Origin of the sequence: Ruminococcus champanellensis 18P13 = JCM 17042 (assembly GCF_000210095.1) — a bacterium.
GTDB lineage: Bacteria > Bacillota > Clostridia > Oscillospirales > Ruminococcaceae > Ruminococcus_F > Ruminococcus_F champanellensis.
This window is the reverse complement of sequence record NC_021039.1, coordinates 404,297-420,347: the sequence shown is the minus strand read 5'-3', so window position 1 is coordinate 420,347 and position 16,051 is coordinate 404,297. Positions and strand designations below refer to the sequence as shown.

Annotated in this window: 16 protein-coding genes; 13 read left to right on the top strand and 3 right to left on the bottom strand. The window is 58.6% G+C overall.

Annotated features, from left to right (window positions below; translation table 11 throughout):
- Nucleotides 1-193: 193 nt before the first annotated feature.
- The 13 genes from RUM_RS01845 (at nt 194) to RUM_RS01785 (ending at nt 13,924) form a co-directional block, all read left to right on the top strand.
- Nucleotides 194-1,552, top strand: a complete 1,359-nt coding sequence (locus RUM_RS01845; RefSeq protein ID WP_015557524.1) for a citrate synthase — start codon at nt 194-196, stop codon at nt 1,550-1,552.
- 14 nt (nt 1,553-1,566) lie between these two features.
- The gene (locus tag RUM_RS01840) at nt 1,567-2,868 is read left to right on the top strand and encodes a hypothetical protein (protein WP_015557523.1); all 1,302 of its coding nucleotides are present in this window, start codon (nt 1,567-1,569) and stop codon (nt 2,866-2,868) included.
- Between the two features lie 29 nt (nt 2,869-2,897).
- Nucleotides 2,898-3,596 (top strand): response regulator transcription factor, encoded by a 699-nt coding sequence (locus RUM_RS01835; protein WP_022357440.1) that lies wholly within the window; start codon nt 2,898-2,900, stop codon nt 3,594-3,596.
- A 23-nt stretch (nt 3,597-3,619) separates the two neighbouring features.
- Nucleotides 3,620-5,038, top strand: a complete 1,419-nt coding sequence (locus RUM_RS01830) for a sensor histidine kinase (protein ID WP_015557522.1) — start codon at nt 3,620-3,622, stop codon at nt 5,036-5,038.
- Between the two features lie 11 nt (nt 5,039-5,049).
- Nucleotides 5,050-6,012 (top strand): DUF1385 domain-containing protein, encoded by a 963-nt coding sequence (locus RUM_RS01825; protein WP_015557521.1) that lies wholly within the window; start codon nt 5,050-5,052, stop codon nt 6,010-6,012.
- On the top strand, nt 6,006-6,872 hold the full coding sequence (prmC, locus tag RUM_RS01820; RefSeq protein WP_054685634.1) for a peptide chain release factor N(5)-glutamine methyltransferase: 867 nt from the start codon (nt 6,006-6,008) through the stop codon (nt 6,870-6,872). The genes RUM_RS01825 and prmC overlap by 7 nt, the downstream gene beginning before the upstream one ends.
- A gap of 4 nt (nt 6,873-6,876) precedes the next feature.
- Nucleotides 6,877-8,112, top strand: a complete 1,236-nt coding sequence (gene recA, locus RUM_RS01815) for a recombinase RecA (protein ID WP_015557520.1) — start codon at nt 6,877-6,879, stop codon at nt 8,110-8,112.
- Nucleotides 8,113-8,117: 5 nt separating this feature from the next.
- Entirely contained in the window at nt 8,118-8,732 is a 615-nt protein-coding gene (locus RUM_RS01810; RefSeq protein WP_015557519.1) for a regulatory protein RecX, read from the top strand.
- Nucleotides 8,733-8,782: 50 nt separating this feature from the next.
- The gene (gene rimO / locus RUM_RS01805; protein WP_015557518.1) at nt 8,783-10,126 is read left to right on the top strand and encodes a 30S ribosomal protein S12 methylthiotransferase RimO; all 1,344 of its coding nucleotides are present in this window, start codon (nt 8,783-8,785) and stop codon (nt 10,124-10,126) included.
- Nucleotides 10,110-10,697 carry a CDP-diacylglycerol--glycerol-3-phosphate 3-phosphatidyltransferase gene (pgsA, locus tag RUM_RS01800; protein WP_015557517.1) on the top strand — a complete coding sequence of 196 codons (588 nt, stop codon included), beginning with the start codon at nt 10,110-10,112 and terminating at the stop codon, nt 10,695-10,697. Before rimO ends, pgsA begins: the two co-directional genes overlap by 17 nt.
- Nucleotides 10,698-10,998: 301 nt before the next feature.
- Nucleotides 10,999-11,685 (top strand): serine O-acetyltransferase EpsC, encoded by a 687-nt coding sequence (epsC, locus tag RUM_RS01795; protein WP_041326211.1) that lies wholly within the window; start codon nt 10,999-11,001, stop codon nt 11,683-11,685.
- The gene (gene cysS, locus RUM_RS01790) at nt 11,657-13,051 is read left to right on the top strand and encodes a cysteine--tRNA ligase (RefSeq protein WP_015557516.1); all 1,395 of its coding nucleotides are present in this window, start codon (nt 11,657-11,659) and stop codon (nt 13,049-13,051) included. Before epsC ends, cysS begins: the two co-directional genes overlap by 29 nt.
- A gap of 15 nt (nt 13,052-13,066) precedes the next feature.
- Nucleotides 13,067-13,924 carry a peptidylprolyl isomerase gene (locus tag RUM_RS01785; RefSeq protein WP_015557515.1) on the top strand — a complete coding sequence of 286 codons (858 nt, stop codon included), beginning with the start codon at nt 13,067-13,069 and terminating at the stop codon, nt 13,922-13,924.
- A 66-nt stretch (nt 13,925-13,990) separates the two neighbouring features.
- On the opposite strand, the gene RUM_RS01780 is transcribed toward RUM_RS01785, so the two are convergent.
- The 3 genes from RUM_RS01780 to pnuC all read right to left on the bottom strand — a co-directional run bounded on the left by RUM_RS01780 (nt 13,991) and on the right by pnuC (nt 15,915).
- Nucleotides 13,991-14,257, bottom strand: a complete 267-nt coding sequence (locus tag RUM_RS01780) for a hypothetical protein (RefSeq protein WP_015557514.1) — start codon at nt 14,255-14,257, stop codon at nt 13,991-13,993.
- Between the two features lie 136 nt (nt 14,258-14,393).
- Nucleotides 14,394-15,119, bottom strand: a complete 726-nt coding sequence (locus RUM_RS01775; protein WP_015557513.1) for a MerR family transcriptional regulator — start codon at nt 15,117-15,119, stop codon at nt 14,394-14,396.
- A gap of 91 nt (nt 15,120-15,210) precedes the next feature.
- Nucleotides 15,211-15,915 carry a nicotinamide riboside transporter PnuC gene (gene pnuC, locus RUM_RS01770; protein WP_015557512.1) on the bottom strand — a complete coding sequence of 235 codons (705 nt, stop codon included), beginning with the start codon at nt 15,913-15,915 and terminating at the stop codon, nt 15,211-15,213.
- Nucleotides 15,916-16,051: the final 136 nt, after the last annotated feature.

Below are 16,051 nucleotides of genomic sequence, written 5' to 3'. Positions count from 1 at the left end.
CTTTGGACATACCCCTTGTCAAACCCCGGTTTCACCGGCATTTCATGGAATGACCCATTGACAAGCAATCCGGGCTATAGTATAATAAAATATAAGTGTAGGCTAGCGCATAGAACCCGCAGACGCCTATGAATGCGAGTCCGGCGGACAGGCTGTCCCTGTGCGTGCCGCCGGTACAGAAAGGCGGAATCCCATGAATCAGCAGAACGAAAATATGATGAATCTGAAGCCCCTGTGTGACAAGCTGATCGCCGGCTCCCGGATCGATCCCCAGCTGTACGAGAAATTCCATGTGAAGCGTGGTCTGCGCCGCAGCGACGGCACCGGCGTCATTGCCGGGATCACCAAGATCTGCAACGTACACGGCTATGTGGTCAACGAAGGGGAGATCGACCCCATTCCCGGCGAGCTGATCTACCGGGGCTATCAGATCAATGACCTGGTGTCCCATGCGGAGCAGGAGGGGCGCTTCGGCTTTGAGGAAACCGTATACCTGCTACTGCTGGGGGATCTGCCCAACCGGCAGGAGCTGGACGCCTTTACCCGGCATCTGTCCGCCTGCCGGCCCCTGCCGGAGAATTTCGTGGTGGACATGATCCTCAAGGCGCCCTCCAACAACATCATGAACAAGATGGCACGTTCCGTGCTGGCGCTGTATTCCTACGATGCGGAGTGCGAGACCAAGAGCATTGAAAACGAGCTGCGCACCGCCATCAGTCTGGTGGCAAAGCTGCCGGTGATCATGGCATCCGCATACCAGGTCAAGCGCAGCCACTTTGACGGAGAGAGCATGATCATGCATCCCCTGCGGCCGGAGGAAAACACCGCCCAGACCGTACTGTCCCTGCTGCGGAACGACCGGCAGTATACGGATGCGGAAGCCCATCTGCTGGATACGCTCATGACCCTGCATGCAGAGCACGGCGGCAACAACTCCACCTTTACCTGCCGGGTGCTGACCTCCTCCGGCACGGACGCCTACTCCGCCTATGCGGCAGCCATCGGGGCACTGAAGGGTCCCCGGCACGGCGGTGCCAACATCAAGGTGATGCAGATGCTGGATTCCTTCAAGGAAAACGTGAAGAACTGGGAGGACGAGGGGCAGGTGGCTGACCATATGCGGAAGATCCTGCGGAAGGAAGCCGGGGACGGCTCCGGTCTGATCTACGGCATGGGGCATGCGGTATACACCCTGTCCGACCCCAGAGAGGTGATCCTCAAGCGCAAGGCAATGGAGCTTGCCCACGGCAAGGACATCGAGGCAGAGTTCCGGCTGCTGGACACCATCGAGCGGCTGACCCCGGAGATCTTCCGTGATTTCAAGACCAGTGACAAGGCCATCTGCGCCAACGTGGACATGTACTCCGGATTGGTATACAAAATGTTGGGGATCCCGGCAGATCTGTACACGCCCATGTTTGCCATTTCCCGGATCGCCGGATGGGCAGCCCATCGGATGGAGGAGACCATCACCGGCAAGCGGATCATCCGCCCCGCATACAAGGCCATCGCCAAGGAGCGTGCCTATGTGCCGCTGGACGATCGGGACTGAACCGGAGGAAGCCCATGAAAGCACGGCTGCTTGCAGCCTGCACGGCGGCGGTGACGCTGCTGTCCGGCTGCACCTTCAGCACCAGCATTGACGGACTGCTGTCCCCCCCGAAGCTCAGCGTGGAGCAGGAGCAGATCTATGAAGCACTTCGCCGGGCGGCAGGCAGCAACATCAGTCTGAAATATCCCAAGACCGGGGACTACCTGTCCGCTTTTATCGTCAGCGATATTGACGGAGACGGAGAGGATGAGGCTCTGGTATTTTACGAAAAAAACCTGCTGCAAAGCGAGGAGAACGCCCTGCGGCTCAATGTGCTGGATCAGATCAACGGCAGTTGGCGATCGGTGTATGATCTGGCGGCAGGGGGTGCCGAGGTGGAAAAGGTCATGATCTCCCGGCTGGGCAGCAACAGCCGCACCAACATCATCGTGGGCTACAGCATGGTGAACCGGGGGGAACGGGTGCTCAGCGTATACGACTACCGGGACGGGGCGCTGACGGAGACTCTGAACAGCAGCTACTCCCTGGCGGATGTATGCGACCTGGATCAGAACGGGGAAAACGAGCTGCTGATCGTCTGCGGGCAGACTGTGTCCCAGTCCGCCCGTGCCGTCACCTATGTGCTTGCCCGGGACGGCAGCTATTACGAATCCCGGACAGCACTGAACGAGGGCTTTACGGACTTTGCAAATCTTCTGTACGGAAATACGGCGGATGGGATCCCCTGTGTGTGGCTGGACGGCATGACCGGCTCCTCCACCATTCAGACCCAGGCGCTGACCATGCAGGAGGGGGTGCTCACCCTGGTATACACCGATGGGGACTCCGGCATCCGTACCAGCCGGCAAAGCGGGTATCTGACCTGTGACCTGGACGGGGACGGCATTGCGGAGATCCCGGTAAACACCCTGTTCCCCGGATATACGGACGCCACGGAAAGCGAGCAGATCCGGATGACAAGCTGGTACGAGTGCCGGGGCGGCAGCCTGATGCGCAAATGCTCCGGCTATTACAGTCCGGATCAGCAATTCTCCTTCGTCCTGCCCCGGCGGTGGGAGCGGAAGGTAACGGTCAAGCAGGATGCTCTGGCGGAGGAACTGGTGTTTTACAAGCTGGGCAGGAGCCTGGAGGACAGTACCCTGCCTCTGCTGCGGCTGTGCATCACCGACAGCGCCGACACCCTTCAGGATCGGCTGGACAACGGCTATGTCCTGCTTTGCTCCAAAAACGGACTCCGGTACCTGGCGCAGGTACCGGAAACGACGGATCCCCTGGGACTTACCGTCAGTGAAGCAATCCTGCTGTTTCACGCCTGATCACAATGCAGAAAGGAAGGAACCGGAACTTGAAACGAATTCTTGTATGCGAGGACGAGGATGTGATCCGTGATTTCGTGGTCATCAACCTCAAACGTGCCGGCTACGATGTAACCGACGTAAACTGCGGCGAAGAAGCCTTGAAAACCTTTGACGCAGAGCATGGAAACTTCGATATTGTGCTGCTGGACATTATGATGCCCGGCATCGACGGATTCACCGTCTGCAAGAAGCTGCGGGAGCGCAGCTCCACCCTGGGGATCATTATGCTCACCGCCAAGGCGCAGGAAATGGACAAGGTCAGCGGTCTGATGATCGGGGCGGACGATTACATCACCAAGCCCTTTTCCCCCTCGGAGCTGACCGCCCGGGTGGACGCCATTTACCGGCGGGTGTGCATGAGCTTCATCAAGAACGAGAACAACCCGGTGATCGAATCCGGCCCCTTCCTGCTGAACCTCAAGAGCCGCACCGTGTCCAAAAACGGCAAGCCGGTGGATCTGACCCAGGTGGAATACCAGATCCTGGAGTATTTTATGAACAACAAGAACACCGCCCTGGATCGCTCCAGCATTCTCAGTCACATCTGGGGAGACAGCTACTTCGGAGACGACAAGATCGTGGACGTGAACATCCGGCGGATCCGCATGAAGATCGAGGATGAGCCCTCCAACCCCCAGTACATCATCACCATCTGGGGCTACGGCTACAAGTGGAATGACGCCTGAGGGCGCTGCCGGGGGAATGTAACATGGCAAGGCAAACCATCACCAAGCGGTGGATCCTGAACAATCTGTGCGTGGTGCTGCTGGTGCTGCTGACGGTGGAGCTGGGGTTCATTTACGCCATCCAGAATTACTACTACGGCGGCGCACAGCAGTACCTGCTGTCGAAAATGAATGCGGTATCCGGCGTTCTGAGCCGGTATGCGGAGGACAGCCCCGCCAGCTTTTCCGCAGAGATCCGGAATACCCTGGAGAACTTCAGCGACAAGGACAAGATCGAGCTGATGGCCATTGACGTCCGGGGGCATGTGGTTCTGACCTCCTCCGGCTTCTCCCCGGACGAACGGGTCAGCATGCCGGACTATGATATGGCGATGGAGGGGGATCGGAACGCCTACAGCTACACGGTAGGCAGGCTCCGCAGCGGGGAGCATGTGATGGCGGTGACCTATCCCATTGAGGATCTGTCCGACGAGTACACCGCTGTGCGGATGGTCATCTCCCTGACGGAGATCGACGCCAACATCCTCACCTTTTCCGTTGCCATGACCCTGCTGTGCATCGGGGTGTTCCTGCTGCTTGCTCTGTCCGGCATGTACTTTATCCGCTCCATCGTGTTCCCCATCCGGCAGATCAGCGCCACGGCGGAAAAATTCGCAAAGGGGGATTTCTCCGTGCGGATCGCCGCCTCCGGCAAGGACGAGATCGGGGATCTCTGCACCGCCATCAACCATATGGCGGACGAGCTTTCCGCCACGGAGACCATGAAAAACGAGTTCATTTCCTCCGTATCCCACGAGCTGCGGACGCCGCTGACCGCCATCAAGGGCTGGGCGGAGACCCTGAACGCCGGAGGGGATATGGAAACCATGCACAAGGGCATTCGGGTCATCACCAACGAAACCGAGCGGCTTTCCCGGATGGTGGAGGAGCTTCTGGACTTTTCCCGGATGCAGAGCGGCCATTTCACCATGCAGATGGACAAAATGGACGTGCTGGCGGAGCTGGGAGAGGCGGTGCTCATCTACACGGAGCGTGCAAGACGGGAGCATATCGAAATTCTCTACAATGAGCCGGAGTTTCTGCCCATCGTATACGGGGACAAGAACCGGATCCGGCAGGTGTTTATCAATATCATCGACAACGCCATCAAATACTCCAACCCGGGGGGCAAGGTACAGATCACCGCCACCCAGAAGGACGAGGGGAAAACGGTGTGCATTGTGGTGGAGGATCAGGGGGTAGGCATCAAAGCCTCGGATCTTCCCAAGATCAAAACCAAATTCTACAAAGCCAACCACAGCCGCCGGGGATCCGGCATCGGGCTTGGAGTGGCGGACGAGATCATCCGGCAGCATGGGGGCAGGCTGGAGATCGCCAGTGCGGAGGGCGTGGGCACCACGGTGACCATTGACATTCCCGCCGCCGGGCATGGGAAAGCGTAAAAGGAGCAGCTATGGCAGAGGAAACAAAGGCGCAGAAGGCGCTGCACAAAAGCAAGATCGGCGGACAGGCGCTGATCGAAGGCGTGATGATGAAGGGCCCCCTGAAGGGAGCCATGGCGTGCCGCCTGCCGGACGGCACCATTGACGTAGAAATCTGGGAGGAGAAAAACGGAAAGAATCCCCCCTGGTACCGGCGTGTGCCCCTGGTGCGGGGCTGCGTCAACTTTGTGCTGTCCATGAAGGACGGATACCGGTGTCTGATGAAATCCGCCGAAAAGCAGGTGGAGGACGATGACGAGGAGGAGGAGCTGAACCGGTTTGAGCAATGGCTGACGGATCACCTGGGAGAGAAATTCATGAAGGCTCTGATGGTGGTCAGCGCATTGATCAGCACGGTGTTCGCCTTCCTGCTGTTTCTGTACCTGCCCAAGTGGGTGGTGGGTCTGATCGATCCTCTGACCGGCAACCACATTGTCCGGAGCATTGCGGAGGGCATTGTGAAAATTGCGGTATTTGTAGGATATATGGCGGTGACCTCCTGCATGAAGGACATCCGGCGTACATACGAATACCACGGAGCGGAGCATAAGACCATTGCCTGCTATGAGGCGCATCTGCCTCTGACAGTGGAGCATGTGAAAAAAATGACCCGGTTCCACCCCCGCTGCGGCACCAGCTTTATCTTTATCGTGCTGATCGTGGGGATCTTTGCGGCATGCTTCATTCCCGCCCGGTTCGTGGTGTGGCAGCGTGTGCTGTGCAGCCTGGGGATGCTGCCCCTGGTGGTGGGTATTTCCTATGAGTTCATCCGGCTTGCCGGCAGATACACCAATCCCTTTACCAGGATCCTGTCCGCACCGGGGCTGCAATTGCAGCGGATCACCACCCGGGAGCCGGATGACAAACAGATTGAAGTTGCCATCGCCGCCATCACCCCCTGCATCCCCCAGGATCTGGCGGACGATCAGTGGTAAGCCGCCGGGAAGCCCGGTTGGCACTCCGGCAGCAGCTCCGGAAGGGGGGGCTGGAAAGCCCGGACTTTGAGTCGGCGTGCCTGCTGGAGCATGTGCTGGGGGCATCCTGTCGGCTCATGACCCGGCAGCAGTTGGAGGAGCCTTTGACCGGGGAACAGGCTGCCGCTTTGCATGCTCTGACCCGGCGGCGGCTGGCAGGCGAGCCCTTGCAGTATCTGCTGGGGGAGTGGGAATTTTACGGGCTGCCCTTCCGGGTGGGTCCCGGCGTGCTGATCCCCCGGCAGGACACGGAGACCCTGGTGGAATGTGCGCTCCGGGCGGCAGAGGGCATGTCCGCCCCGAAGATCCTGGATCTTTGCGCCGGCAGCGGCTGCATCGGCATTGCCCTTGCCCACTGTCTGCCCCATGGCCGGGTCACAGCGGTGGAGCAGTCGGCGGATGCCCTCCGGTACCTGCAGGAGAATGCGGCGCTGAATCGTACGCCCCTGCATATCGTGAAGGGGGACGTGCTGGATCCGGCACTGGCAGAAAGCATCCGGGGAGTGGACGTGATCGTCAGCAATCCCCCCTATCTGACAGAGGCGGATCTTGCCGCCCTGCAAAAAGAGGTACAGTTTGAACCCAGAGCCGCCCTGGACGGGGGGCAGGACGGACTGCTGTTTTACCGGGAGCTCCCGGCACTGTGGCAGGAGAGCCTGAACCCGGGTGGCAGGCTGCTGTTTGAAATCGGCATGGGGCAGGAGGCGGCAGTCAGCAGCTTTCTGACCCATGCAGGGTATGAAAATATTGAGAGTTTCCCCGATCTTGCAGGGATCAGCCGTGTGGTAAGCGGCATGCGTCCTGCCGGGGCACGGAGGTAATACAATGGCAAAGGCAGAACTGAAAAAGAAGTCCGTGGCGGCGCCTGTGAAGCTCACCACCGCCGAGGAAAAGAAAAAGGCACTGGCAAGCGCCATCGCCCACATCGAGAAAATGTACGGCGCCGGGGCGGTCATGAAGCTGGGGCAGACCAAGGCGCTGAATGTGGACGCCATCCCCACCGGCTCCATGACCCTGGATCTGGCACTGGGCATCGGGGGAGTCCCCCGGGGCAGAATCGTGGAGCTGTACGGGCCGGAAAGCTCCGGTAAGACCACGGTGGCGCTGCACATCATTGCAGAGGCGCAGAAGCTGGGGGGCGAGGTAGCCTTCATCGACGTGGAGCACGCCCTGGATCCGGTGTATGCGGAAAAGCTGGGGGTCAACATCAACAACCTGCTGGTATCCCAGCCGGACAGCGGCGAGCAGGCACTGGAGATCGCAGAGGCACTGGTACGCTCCGGTGCCATTGACGTGATCGTACTGGACTCGGTGGCTGCCATGACCACCAAGGCGGAGATCGACGGGGATATGGGAGACAACCATGTGGGACAGCTTGCCCGGCTCATGTCCCAGGCCATGCGGAAGCTCACCTCCGTCATTGCAAAATCCAACTGCGTCGCCATTTTCATCAACCAGATCCGGGAGAAGATCGGCGTTATGTACGGCAATCCGGAAACCACCCCCGGCGGACGGGCACTGAAGTTCTACGCCTCCGTGCGGATGGAGGTGCGCAAGGCGGAAGCTATCAAGAACGGCTCCCAGATCATCGGCAACCGAACCCGGGTGAAGATCGTCAAGAACAAGGTGGCGCCCCCCTTCAAGGAATGCGAGTTCGACATTATGTTCGGACAGGGCATCTCCCGGGTGGGAGAGGTGCTGGATCTGGCGGTGGATCTGGATATCGTGAAGAAGGGCGGTTCCTGGTTCTCTTATAAGGATCAGAAGCTGGGACAGGGCCGTGACAAAGTGAAGGAGATCCTCGCCAATGATCCGGAGCTGATGAAGGAGATCGAGGCACAGATCCTGGAACAGAAGGATAAGCTGCTGCTGGTATCCAAAAAGTCCAAGAAGTCTGCTGACCTGAAAAAGGCGGCGGATGAGGCGCTGGCGGATACGGAGGATATTGTGGAGGATGCACCGGAGGAAGCGCCGGCAGATGCGGCAGAATCCTACGGGGCGGACATCAGTCCCCTGGTGAACGCAGAGGATGACTTTGAAGAATTCACGCCGGCTGAATAAGCAATATGAAAATTACCGATATTACGCCTTATAAGGGCAGCGTGCTGCAAATCGATCTGGAGGGTGCAGACCCCCTGTTCATCCACCGGGACATTGCGGCGGATTTTCACCTGGCGCCGGGGCTGGAGCTGCCGGAGGGGGCGGTGGAACAGATCCATATCGCCTCCCAGCGGCGGCGTGCCTATGAACGTGCCCTGTATCTGCTGGATGTGCGGGCATACGGCTTTGCGGAGCTGTTTGAAAAGCTGGAGCAGAACTATGAGGAGGACGTTTGCTACCATGTCCTCCGGCGGCTGGTCAGGCTGGGGATGATCAACGACCGGCGGTATGCCGCCTCCCTGGCGGAAAAGTATGTAACGATAAAGCACTACGGGCTGTACCGGGCGAAGCAGGAAATGCGCCGGAAGGGGCTGGACGATGAACTGATCGACGAAGCCCTGGCGGATTACGAGGAGGAAACCGATGCCCAACTGGCAGCCCTGCTGGAGCGAAAATATGCCGCAGACCTTCAGGATCCCACGGATCAGAAGCGGATCAACCGGGTGAAGGCGGCACTGGTGCGGCGGGGGTATGGCTATGACGCCATCCGCTGCGCTTTGGAAGACTATTTTTCGGAATAATCACGGCAATCCCCAGGGTGTGGATTGCCCGAGCAAAGGAGACAACAAGCATGTCCATTAAAGTGGGAATGGTATCCCTTGGCTGTGCCAAGAATCTGGTGGATTCGGAGCGTATGCTCCATCTGATCCGGCAGCGGGGCTATGAACTGGTCACCGAGCCGGGGGATGCGGACGTGGTGGTGGTAAACACCTGCGGCTTTATCCAGTCCGCCAAGGAGGAAGCAATCGACACGATCCTGGAGCTGTGCCAGCTAAAGGCGGAGGGCTCCATCCGGAAGATCATTATGACCGGATGTCTGGCAGAGCGCTACCGGCAGGAGGCAGCGGACGAATTCCCGGAGGTGGACGCTGTAATAGGCATCGGGGATCAGGGGCAGATCATTGACGTGATCGACCATGTGCTTGCCAACGAGCGGATGGTGCATTTCTGCTCCAAGCTGGATGTGCCCATGTCCGGCAGACGGGTGCTGTCCACCCTGCCCTTCTTTGCGTATCTGAAAATCGCAGAGGGCTGCAACAACTGCTGTACCTACTGCGCCATCCCCATGATCCGGGGCGGCTTCCGCTCCGTGCCCATGGAGGATGTGCTGGAGGAGGCCAGGTGGCTGACGGAGCATGGGGTCACGGAGCTGACCGTCATTGCCCAGGATACCACCCGGTACGGGGAGGATCTGTACGGGGAAAGCCGCCTGCCGGAGCTGCTGGAGCAGCTATGCCGGATCCAGGGCATCCGCTGGATCCGGGTGCTGTACTGCTATCCGGAGCGGATCACTGATAAGCTGCTGGAGGTCATGGCACGGGAGGAAAAGCTGGTCAAGTATCTGGATATCCCCATCCAGCACTGCAACGGGGACATTCTCCGGCGCATGAACCGGCAGGGGGATGCAGGCACCCTGGCAGCCCTGCTGAACAAGATCCGGCAGATGATCCCGGATATCACCCTGCGAACCACGCTGATTACCGGCTTCCCCGGAGAAACGGAAGCCCAGTTCACGGAGCTTGCAGAATTTATCCAGGCGCAGCGGTTCGATCGGCTGGGCTGCTTTGCCTACTCCCAGGAGGAGGGCACCAGGGCGGCGGAATTTCCGGATCAGGTGCCGGAGGATGTGCGGCAGCACCGGGCGGACATTCTCATGGAGCAGCAGCAGCTGATCGTGGAGGAAAAGAACAACGCCAGACTGGGGCAGGTATGCACCGCCGTCATCGAGGGCTACGACCGGTGGGCGGAATGCTGGTTCGGACGCACGGCGGCGGATGCGCCGGACATTGACGGCAAGGTCTTTATCCGCAGCGAGACCCCGCTGCATATCGGGGACTACGTTACCGTCCGGCTGGACGAGGTGCTGGATTACGATTTTGTGGGAGAGGTGGTCACGGATGAATCTGCCCAATAAGCTGACCCTGATGCGGGTACTGCTGATTCCGGTATTCCTGGTGTTTTTCCTGATCCCCGGCATCCCCTGTCACTACCTGCTGGCAATGATCGTGTTCATTGCCGCCTCCATCACGGACGCTCTGGACGGGCATCTTGCCCGGAAGCACAATCTGGTCACCAATTTCGGCAAATTCCTGGATCCCCTGGCGGACAAGGTGCTGGTGATGACCGCCCTGGCATGCTTCGTGGACAATCAGATGATCGGGGTGATCCCCTTTCTCATTATCATGATGCGGGAGTTTATGGTATCCGGGCTGCGGCTGGTTGCCGCCAACAGCGGCACGGTGATCGCCGCCGGCTTCTGGGGCAAGCTGAAAACCGCCTTCACCATGGTGACCATCATCGCCATTCTGGTGTATCTGAGCTTTTCCGGAGACTTCAACAGCTTCTCCCTTGCCTGTGCGGACACCATTGACCGGGTGTGCGGCTGGATCCTCACCGGTCTGGTATGGATCAGCGCCGGTCTGACGGTGATCTCCGGATGGATCTACCTGCGGGGCTACTGGAAGTTCATCGACCCGGAGGCGTAAGGGAACGGCTGCACGGGGGTTGACAAAATCCCCGGATTTGCGTATAATAAAATAGAAAGGCGTAACAGCAAGAGTAGCCTGCGGTGGGTTGCAGCAGAGAGTGCCCGGATGCTGAAAAGGGCATGCAACAGCCATTGGTGAAGTGCGGCTGCCAGCCGGAGGTGGGAACAGCTTGCGCCCAGTATCGCCTCCCGTATTCCTGCGTTAAAGGGCTTGAGTCAGAAATCAGAGTGGAACCGCGACTTTTCGCCTCTGGATGCTTCGGCATCCGGGGGCGTTTTTGATGATAGGAGGCTGCCAATTGTTCAAACGACTGCGGGAGGATATTGCGCTGATCAAGGAACGGGATCCGGCGGCACGGAGTGCCTTTGAGATCATCCTGACCTATTCCGGGCTCCATGCGGTACACAGCTACCGCCGTGCCCACTGGTTCTACCAGCACAAGTGCTTTACCATCGCCCGGATCATTTCCCAGATGAGCCGCTTCTTTACCGGCATTGAGATCCATCCGGGGGCGAAGATCGGCAAGGGGCTGTTCATCGACCACGGCATGGGGGTGGTGATCGGGGAGACCACGGAAATCGGGGACAACTGCCTGATCTACCAGGGGGTCACCCTGGGAGGCACCGGCAAGGACAAGGGCAAGCGGCACCCTACCCTGGGCAACAACGTGATCGTTGGCTCCGGGGCAAAGGTGCTGGGCTCCTTTTATGTGGGGGACAACGCCAAGATCGCTGCCGGGGCGGTGGTGCTGGAGGAAGTCCCGCCGGACTGTACCGCCGTGGGCGTGCCTGCACGGGTGGTGCGCCGGAACGGGCAGCGTGTGTGTCCGGATCTTGACCAGATCCACATCCCGGATCCGGTGGCACAGGAGCTTTGCCGGCTCACCGTGCGGATCGAAAAGCTGGAAGAAATGCTGTCGGTACAGCCGGACAGCCAGGAAAAGGAGAATGAGGAATATGTACCTGTACAACACCATGAGTCGTAAAAAGGAGGAGCTTCTCCCCCAACAGGGCAAGCAGGTGAACATCTACGCCTGCGGCCCCACCGTATACAACTTTATCCACATCGGCAACGCCAGACCCATCTGTGCCTTTGACGTGCTGCGCCGGTATCTGACCTGGCGGGGCTATACGGTCAAGTATGTGCAGAATTTCACCGACGTGGACGACAAGATCATCAAGCGTGCCAACGAGGAGGGCAGTTCCGCCGCACAGGTGGCGGAGAAGTATATCGCCGAGTACAAGACCGATGCCCACGGGCTGAACGTGATGGACGCAGACGTACACCCCCAGGTCACCACCTGCATGCAGGACATCATTGACTTTGTAAAGGCACTGGTGGACTCCGGTCATGCCTATGAGGCGGACGGAGATGTATACTTCCGCACTGCCAGCTTCCCGGAATACGGCAAGCTGTCCAAGAATTCCATGGAGGATTTACAGGCAGGCGCCCGGATCGGGGTGGATGAACGGAAGGAAAGCGCTCTGGATTTCGCCGTATGGAAGGCGGCAAAGCCCGGGGAGCCCTACTGGGACTCCCCCTGGGGCAAGGGTCGCCCCGGCTGGCACATTGAGTGCTCCGCCATGAGCCGGAAGTATCTGGGGGATACCCTGGATATCCACTGCGGCGGACAGGATCTGATCTTCCCCCACCACGAAAACGAGATCGCACAGAGCGAATCCGTCACCGGCAAGCCCCTTGCCAACCTGTGGATGCACAACGGCTATATCAACGTGGACAACAAGAAAATGTCCAAGTCCCTGGGAAATTTCTTCACCGCCCGGGAGGTCGCAGAGAAGTACGGCTATGAAGTGGTTCGCTACATGATGGTGCAGGCCCACTACCGCAGCCCCATCAACTACTGCGTGGAGCTGCTGGACGCATGCAAGGCATCCCTGGAGCGGCTGTACACCTGCCGGGATACCCTGGATCGTGCCATTGCCAATGCGCCTGCCGGAGCAGCGGATCCGGATTCCCTGGCACTGTTTGACCAGAGAAAGCAGGCGTTCATCACCGCCATGGACGATGACCTGAACACGGCGGACGGGGTGTCCGTATTGTTTGACCTGGTGCGGGATCTGAACACCCGGAGCAATGACCCTGCCACCACGAAGGATACCCTCACTGCCGGCGCCAGGCTGTTCGATGAGCTGACCGGGGTGCTGGGGCTGCTGTACAACCGGAAGCAGGGGAATGAGATTCCGGCACAGGTGCAGGAGCTGGTGGATGCCCGGACAGTTGCACGGAAGGCAAAGGATTTTGCCGAGGCTGACCGGCTCCGGGACGAGATCGCCGCCCTGGGGTATGCGGTCAAGGAAACACGCCAGGGCGTGGAAATCACCAAGCTGTAAGGGAAAGGGACGTTTATGAAAAGAGCAACCACCGGCAGGATCCTGAAAATCGGCCTGCTGATCTCCCTGATCTCCGCCACGGTGTGTACCAGCCTGTACGCCTGTATGTCCATGAACGGCTACACCTCTACGGTGGATCTGTCAAAGGTGGATCTGGTACAGCTGGAGGAGCCGGAGCCGGAGGATCCGGTGGCGGTGATCCGCACCAGCATGGGGGATATCTCCGTGCGGCTGTTCCCGGAGGAAGCACCCAATGCGGTGAAAAACTTTGAGGAGCTTGCCAACGCCGGATTCTACGATGACACCTATGTGTTCCAGCTGGAACCCAAGGTATATTTCGCCGCCGGCAGCAAGACCCCGGACGGAGAGCTGGGGGACGCCTACCAGGAGGAGCATGAATCCATCGAACGGGAGATCTCCGACAATCTGTGGCCCTTCCGGGGGGCACTGTGCGCATTGACCACCAAATCCGACACGGGCTTCTGGAAGATGTTCCTGGACAAGGTGAAATACTACAACGGCAGTCGGTTCATTCTGGTGGACTCCATTGAATTTACCGACGACCTCATCAAGGAGATGTACGGGGACAATCCGGACAACAAGGTGGCGAGAGCCTTTGAGCAGCTAGGGGGCGTGCCCAACTACTCCCAGCAGATGACCGTTTTTGGTCAGACCTATGCAGGCTTTGATGTGCTGGACGCCATTACGGAAGCAGCCACCACCGGGGAGGAGAACCACAAGACCCCGGCAGAGGAGATCCGGATCCGGACGGTGGAGATCACCACCTATGAAAAAGCGCCTGCCCCGGTCACCACCGGCACGGACGCACCGGGCAGTACCACTGCCACAACAACTACAACCGCCGCAGAATAACAGAACCGCCCGACTCCGGATACCGGAATCGGGCGGTTTTTTGCGTGGTGCGATGGGGATGCTGTCTCAATACACCGGGTGCATGACCTTGTCCCGGTACTCCGCCCGCTTGGCGTCGTTGAGCACATCCAGGGTCTTGACCAGATAATCCGTGGCACGGTACACATGCTGAAACCGGGGCCGAAAGTAATACTTCAGATCCACAAATTCACCGTCCAGCCGGATGTCCACCCCACAGATCTCCCTGTCCGGATACTTTTCTCTGCCGTAAGCAATGTATGCGTCAATTTCCGGCTCGGACAGATCCCCGTTGATGACATGTACTTCAATCATGACCGTACCCTCCTTTTCTTGATGGTATTATTATAGCACATTGGACGAAAAGATGCAAGGTGTTTGTGTAAATTTTATAAATTCTTCATGATTTTCGTTGGTTTCTTGTGGATTCCTCCAGACAGCCCTGCTTCTCTTATCCGCAGAAGATCCGGATGGCTTCCCGGGCAAAGCTTGCGGTGCCCTTGCCCCCCGCCTTGTCAATGTTCCCGGTGAATGCGCCGCCTGCCCCGTACATCTCCCCCAGGGAGCCCAGGATCTCCCGTGTACAGGTATAGTAATGCTCCGAAATATACCCCTGCAAACGCTGTACCAGAGCCTGGGGGGCTTCGGCGCCCGGATCCTGATCCCGGCATGTCCCAAATTCCCGGAAAATATCCATCAATCCCTGTGCAAGTCCCTGCTCCGTTTCCTTGGAGCGACCCTTGCTTTTTTCGGAGAATTCCTGGTAAGCCGCCGTATCCTGCCACTGTTCCTTTGCCTGTTTTGCATAAGCATCCAGCTTCGCTGTGTCAAACGCTGTAAAATCCATATTCCTACCTCCAGTCGATTGTAATCCACGGGCGAAGGTGATCAAATGATCCAGGTGCTCCCGCTTCAGGGTCAGCAGCCGGATCTGCTGCTGCAATGCCAGCTCCCGGTCAAAATCCGGGCTTTGCAGGATCCTTCGGATCTCCTTCAGAGAGAACTCCAGTTCCCGGAACAGCAGAATTTGCTGCAAATGCTCCAGCGCCCCTTCGTCATACAACCGATAGCCGGCTTCGGAGTATGCGGTGGGGGGCAGCAGTCCGATCCTGTCGTAATATTGCAGGGTACGGATGCTGACACCGGTGCGCTGACTAACCTGGTGAACCGTCATCATAAAACCACCTCCATTGCTAGTATAAACTATAACGCTGCGTCAGAGTCAAGCCCTTTTTCAAATTTTTCGATATGCTTTGTGCCGTGCCGCCCTATGCCGCATCCGGAGTCGCTTCTGCCTGCCGCTTCGCCATGCGGCACCAGCTATAGAACCCGTACAGATCGTTCACCAGGAACATGACAAAGCACACCACCACTGACAGGTAGGATGGATCCTGCCGGGCGGCAAGAGTCCACAGCACGATCAGTACGGCATCATTTGCCCCATAAGCCAGAGCGAACCAGGGGCTGCGCCGGAAGGTCAGGTACACCGCCAGAAAGCTGGTGGTGACGGAGATCGTGCTGGGCAGCAGGTTGGCGGTGTGGAAATACCGGAGAATGAAGTAGAACAGCAGCGTCACCGCCCCGGTCAGCAGAAGCATGCAGAGCACCTCGTTCCGGGTGATCTGATTCACCTGCACCTGTGACCGATTCCCCTGGTAAGGATGCCGCAGCCAGGAGATCAGGGCGAACACCGCCATGGAGGCGCTCATGCCCAGGTAGGTAATCATTTCCCCGTAGTAGGCAAAGGAGTAGGAGATGGCGCCGTACAGCAGGCTGAACAGGATAATGAGCGCCTGCCCTGCCGGATTGCCCTTTGCGTTGAAGATCAGGGAGGTGACCCCGATCAGGGAGGCGGCAAGGGTCATCCAGCTTTCCCGGTCGAATGCCAGGAACGCCAGCAGAATGCCGCACACGGAGCCGCCCCACAGGAGCCACTCCCCCTTGGAGAAATACGCTGCGATGGATTGCTTCATAGACTTCCCTCCAAAAAAATAAGCACCCCGGCACATCTTCCAAGACCTAACGATGTGCGGGAATGCTGTACTACCCGGTGGCAGTTTGTATATGCTATCTTCACTGTGCTCATTATAACAGAAACCAACTGAAAAA

Excerpts from the sequence above, each read along its gene's own strand:
- pnuC (WP_015557512.1), bottom strand. The coding sequence starts at position 15,915 with ATGAAGCAATCCATCGCAGCGTATTTCTCCAAGGGGGAGTGGCTCCTG.
- RUM_RS01785 (WP_015557515.1), top strand. The coding sequence starts at position 13,067 with ATGAAAAGAGCAACCACCGGCAGGATCCTGAAAATCGGCCTGCTGATC.
- RUM_RS01810 (WP_015557519.1), top strand. The coding sequence starts at position 8,118 with ATGAAAATTACCGATATTACGCCTTATAAGGGCAGCGTGCTGCAAATC.
- RUM_RS01830 (WP_015557522.1), top strand. The coding sequence starts at position 3,620 with ATGGCAAGGCAAACCATCACCAAGCGGTGGATCCTGAACAATCTGTGC.
- RUM_RS01845 (WP_015557524.1), top strand. The coding sequence starts at position 194 with ATGAATCAGCAGAACGAAAATATGATGAATCTGAAGCCCCTGTGTGAC.
- cysS (WP_015557516.1), top strand. The coding sequence starts at position 11,657 with ATGTACCTGTACAACACCATGAGTCGTAAAAAGGAGGAGCTTCTCCCC.
- RUM_RS01840 (WP_015557523.1), top strand. The coding sequence starts at position 1,567 with ATGAAAGCACGGCTGCTTGCAGCCTGCACGGCGGCGGTGACGCTGCTG.
- rimO (WP_015557518.1), top strand. The coding sequence starts at position 8,783 with ATGTCCATTAAAGTGGGAATGGTATCCCTTGGCTGTGCCAAGAATCTG.
- RUM_RS01775 (WP_015557513.1), bottom strand. The coding sequence starts at position 15,119 with ATGATGACGGTTCACCAGGTTAGTCAGCGCACCGGTGTCAGCATCCGT.
- RUM_RS01825 (WP_015557521.1), top strand. The coding sequence starts at position 5,050 with ATGGCAGAGGAAACAAAGGCGCAGAAGGCGCTGCACAAAAGCAAGATC.
- recA (WP_015557520.1), top strand. The coding sequence starts at position 6,877 with ATGGCAAAGGCAGAACTGAAAAAGAAGTCCGTGGCGGCGCCTGTGAAG.
- RUM_RS01780 (WP_015557514.1), bottom strand. The coding sequence starts at position 14,257 with ATGATTGAAGTACATGTCATCAACGGGGATCTGTCCGAGCCGGAAATT.
- pgsA (WP_015557517.1), top strand. The coding sequence starts at position 10,110 with ATGAATCTGCCCAATAAGCTGACCCTGATGCGGGTACTGCTGATTCCG.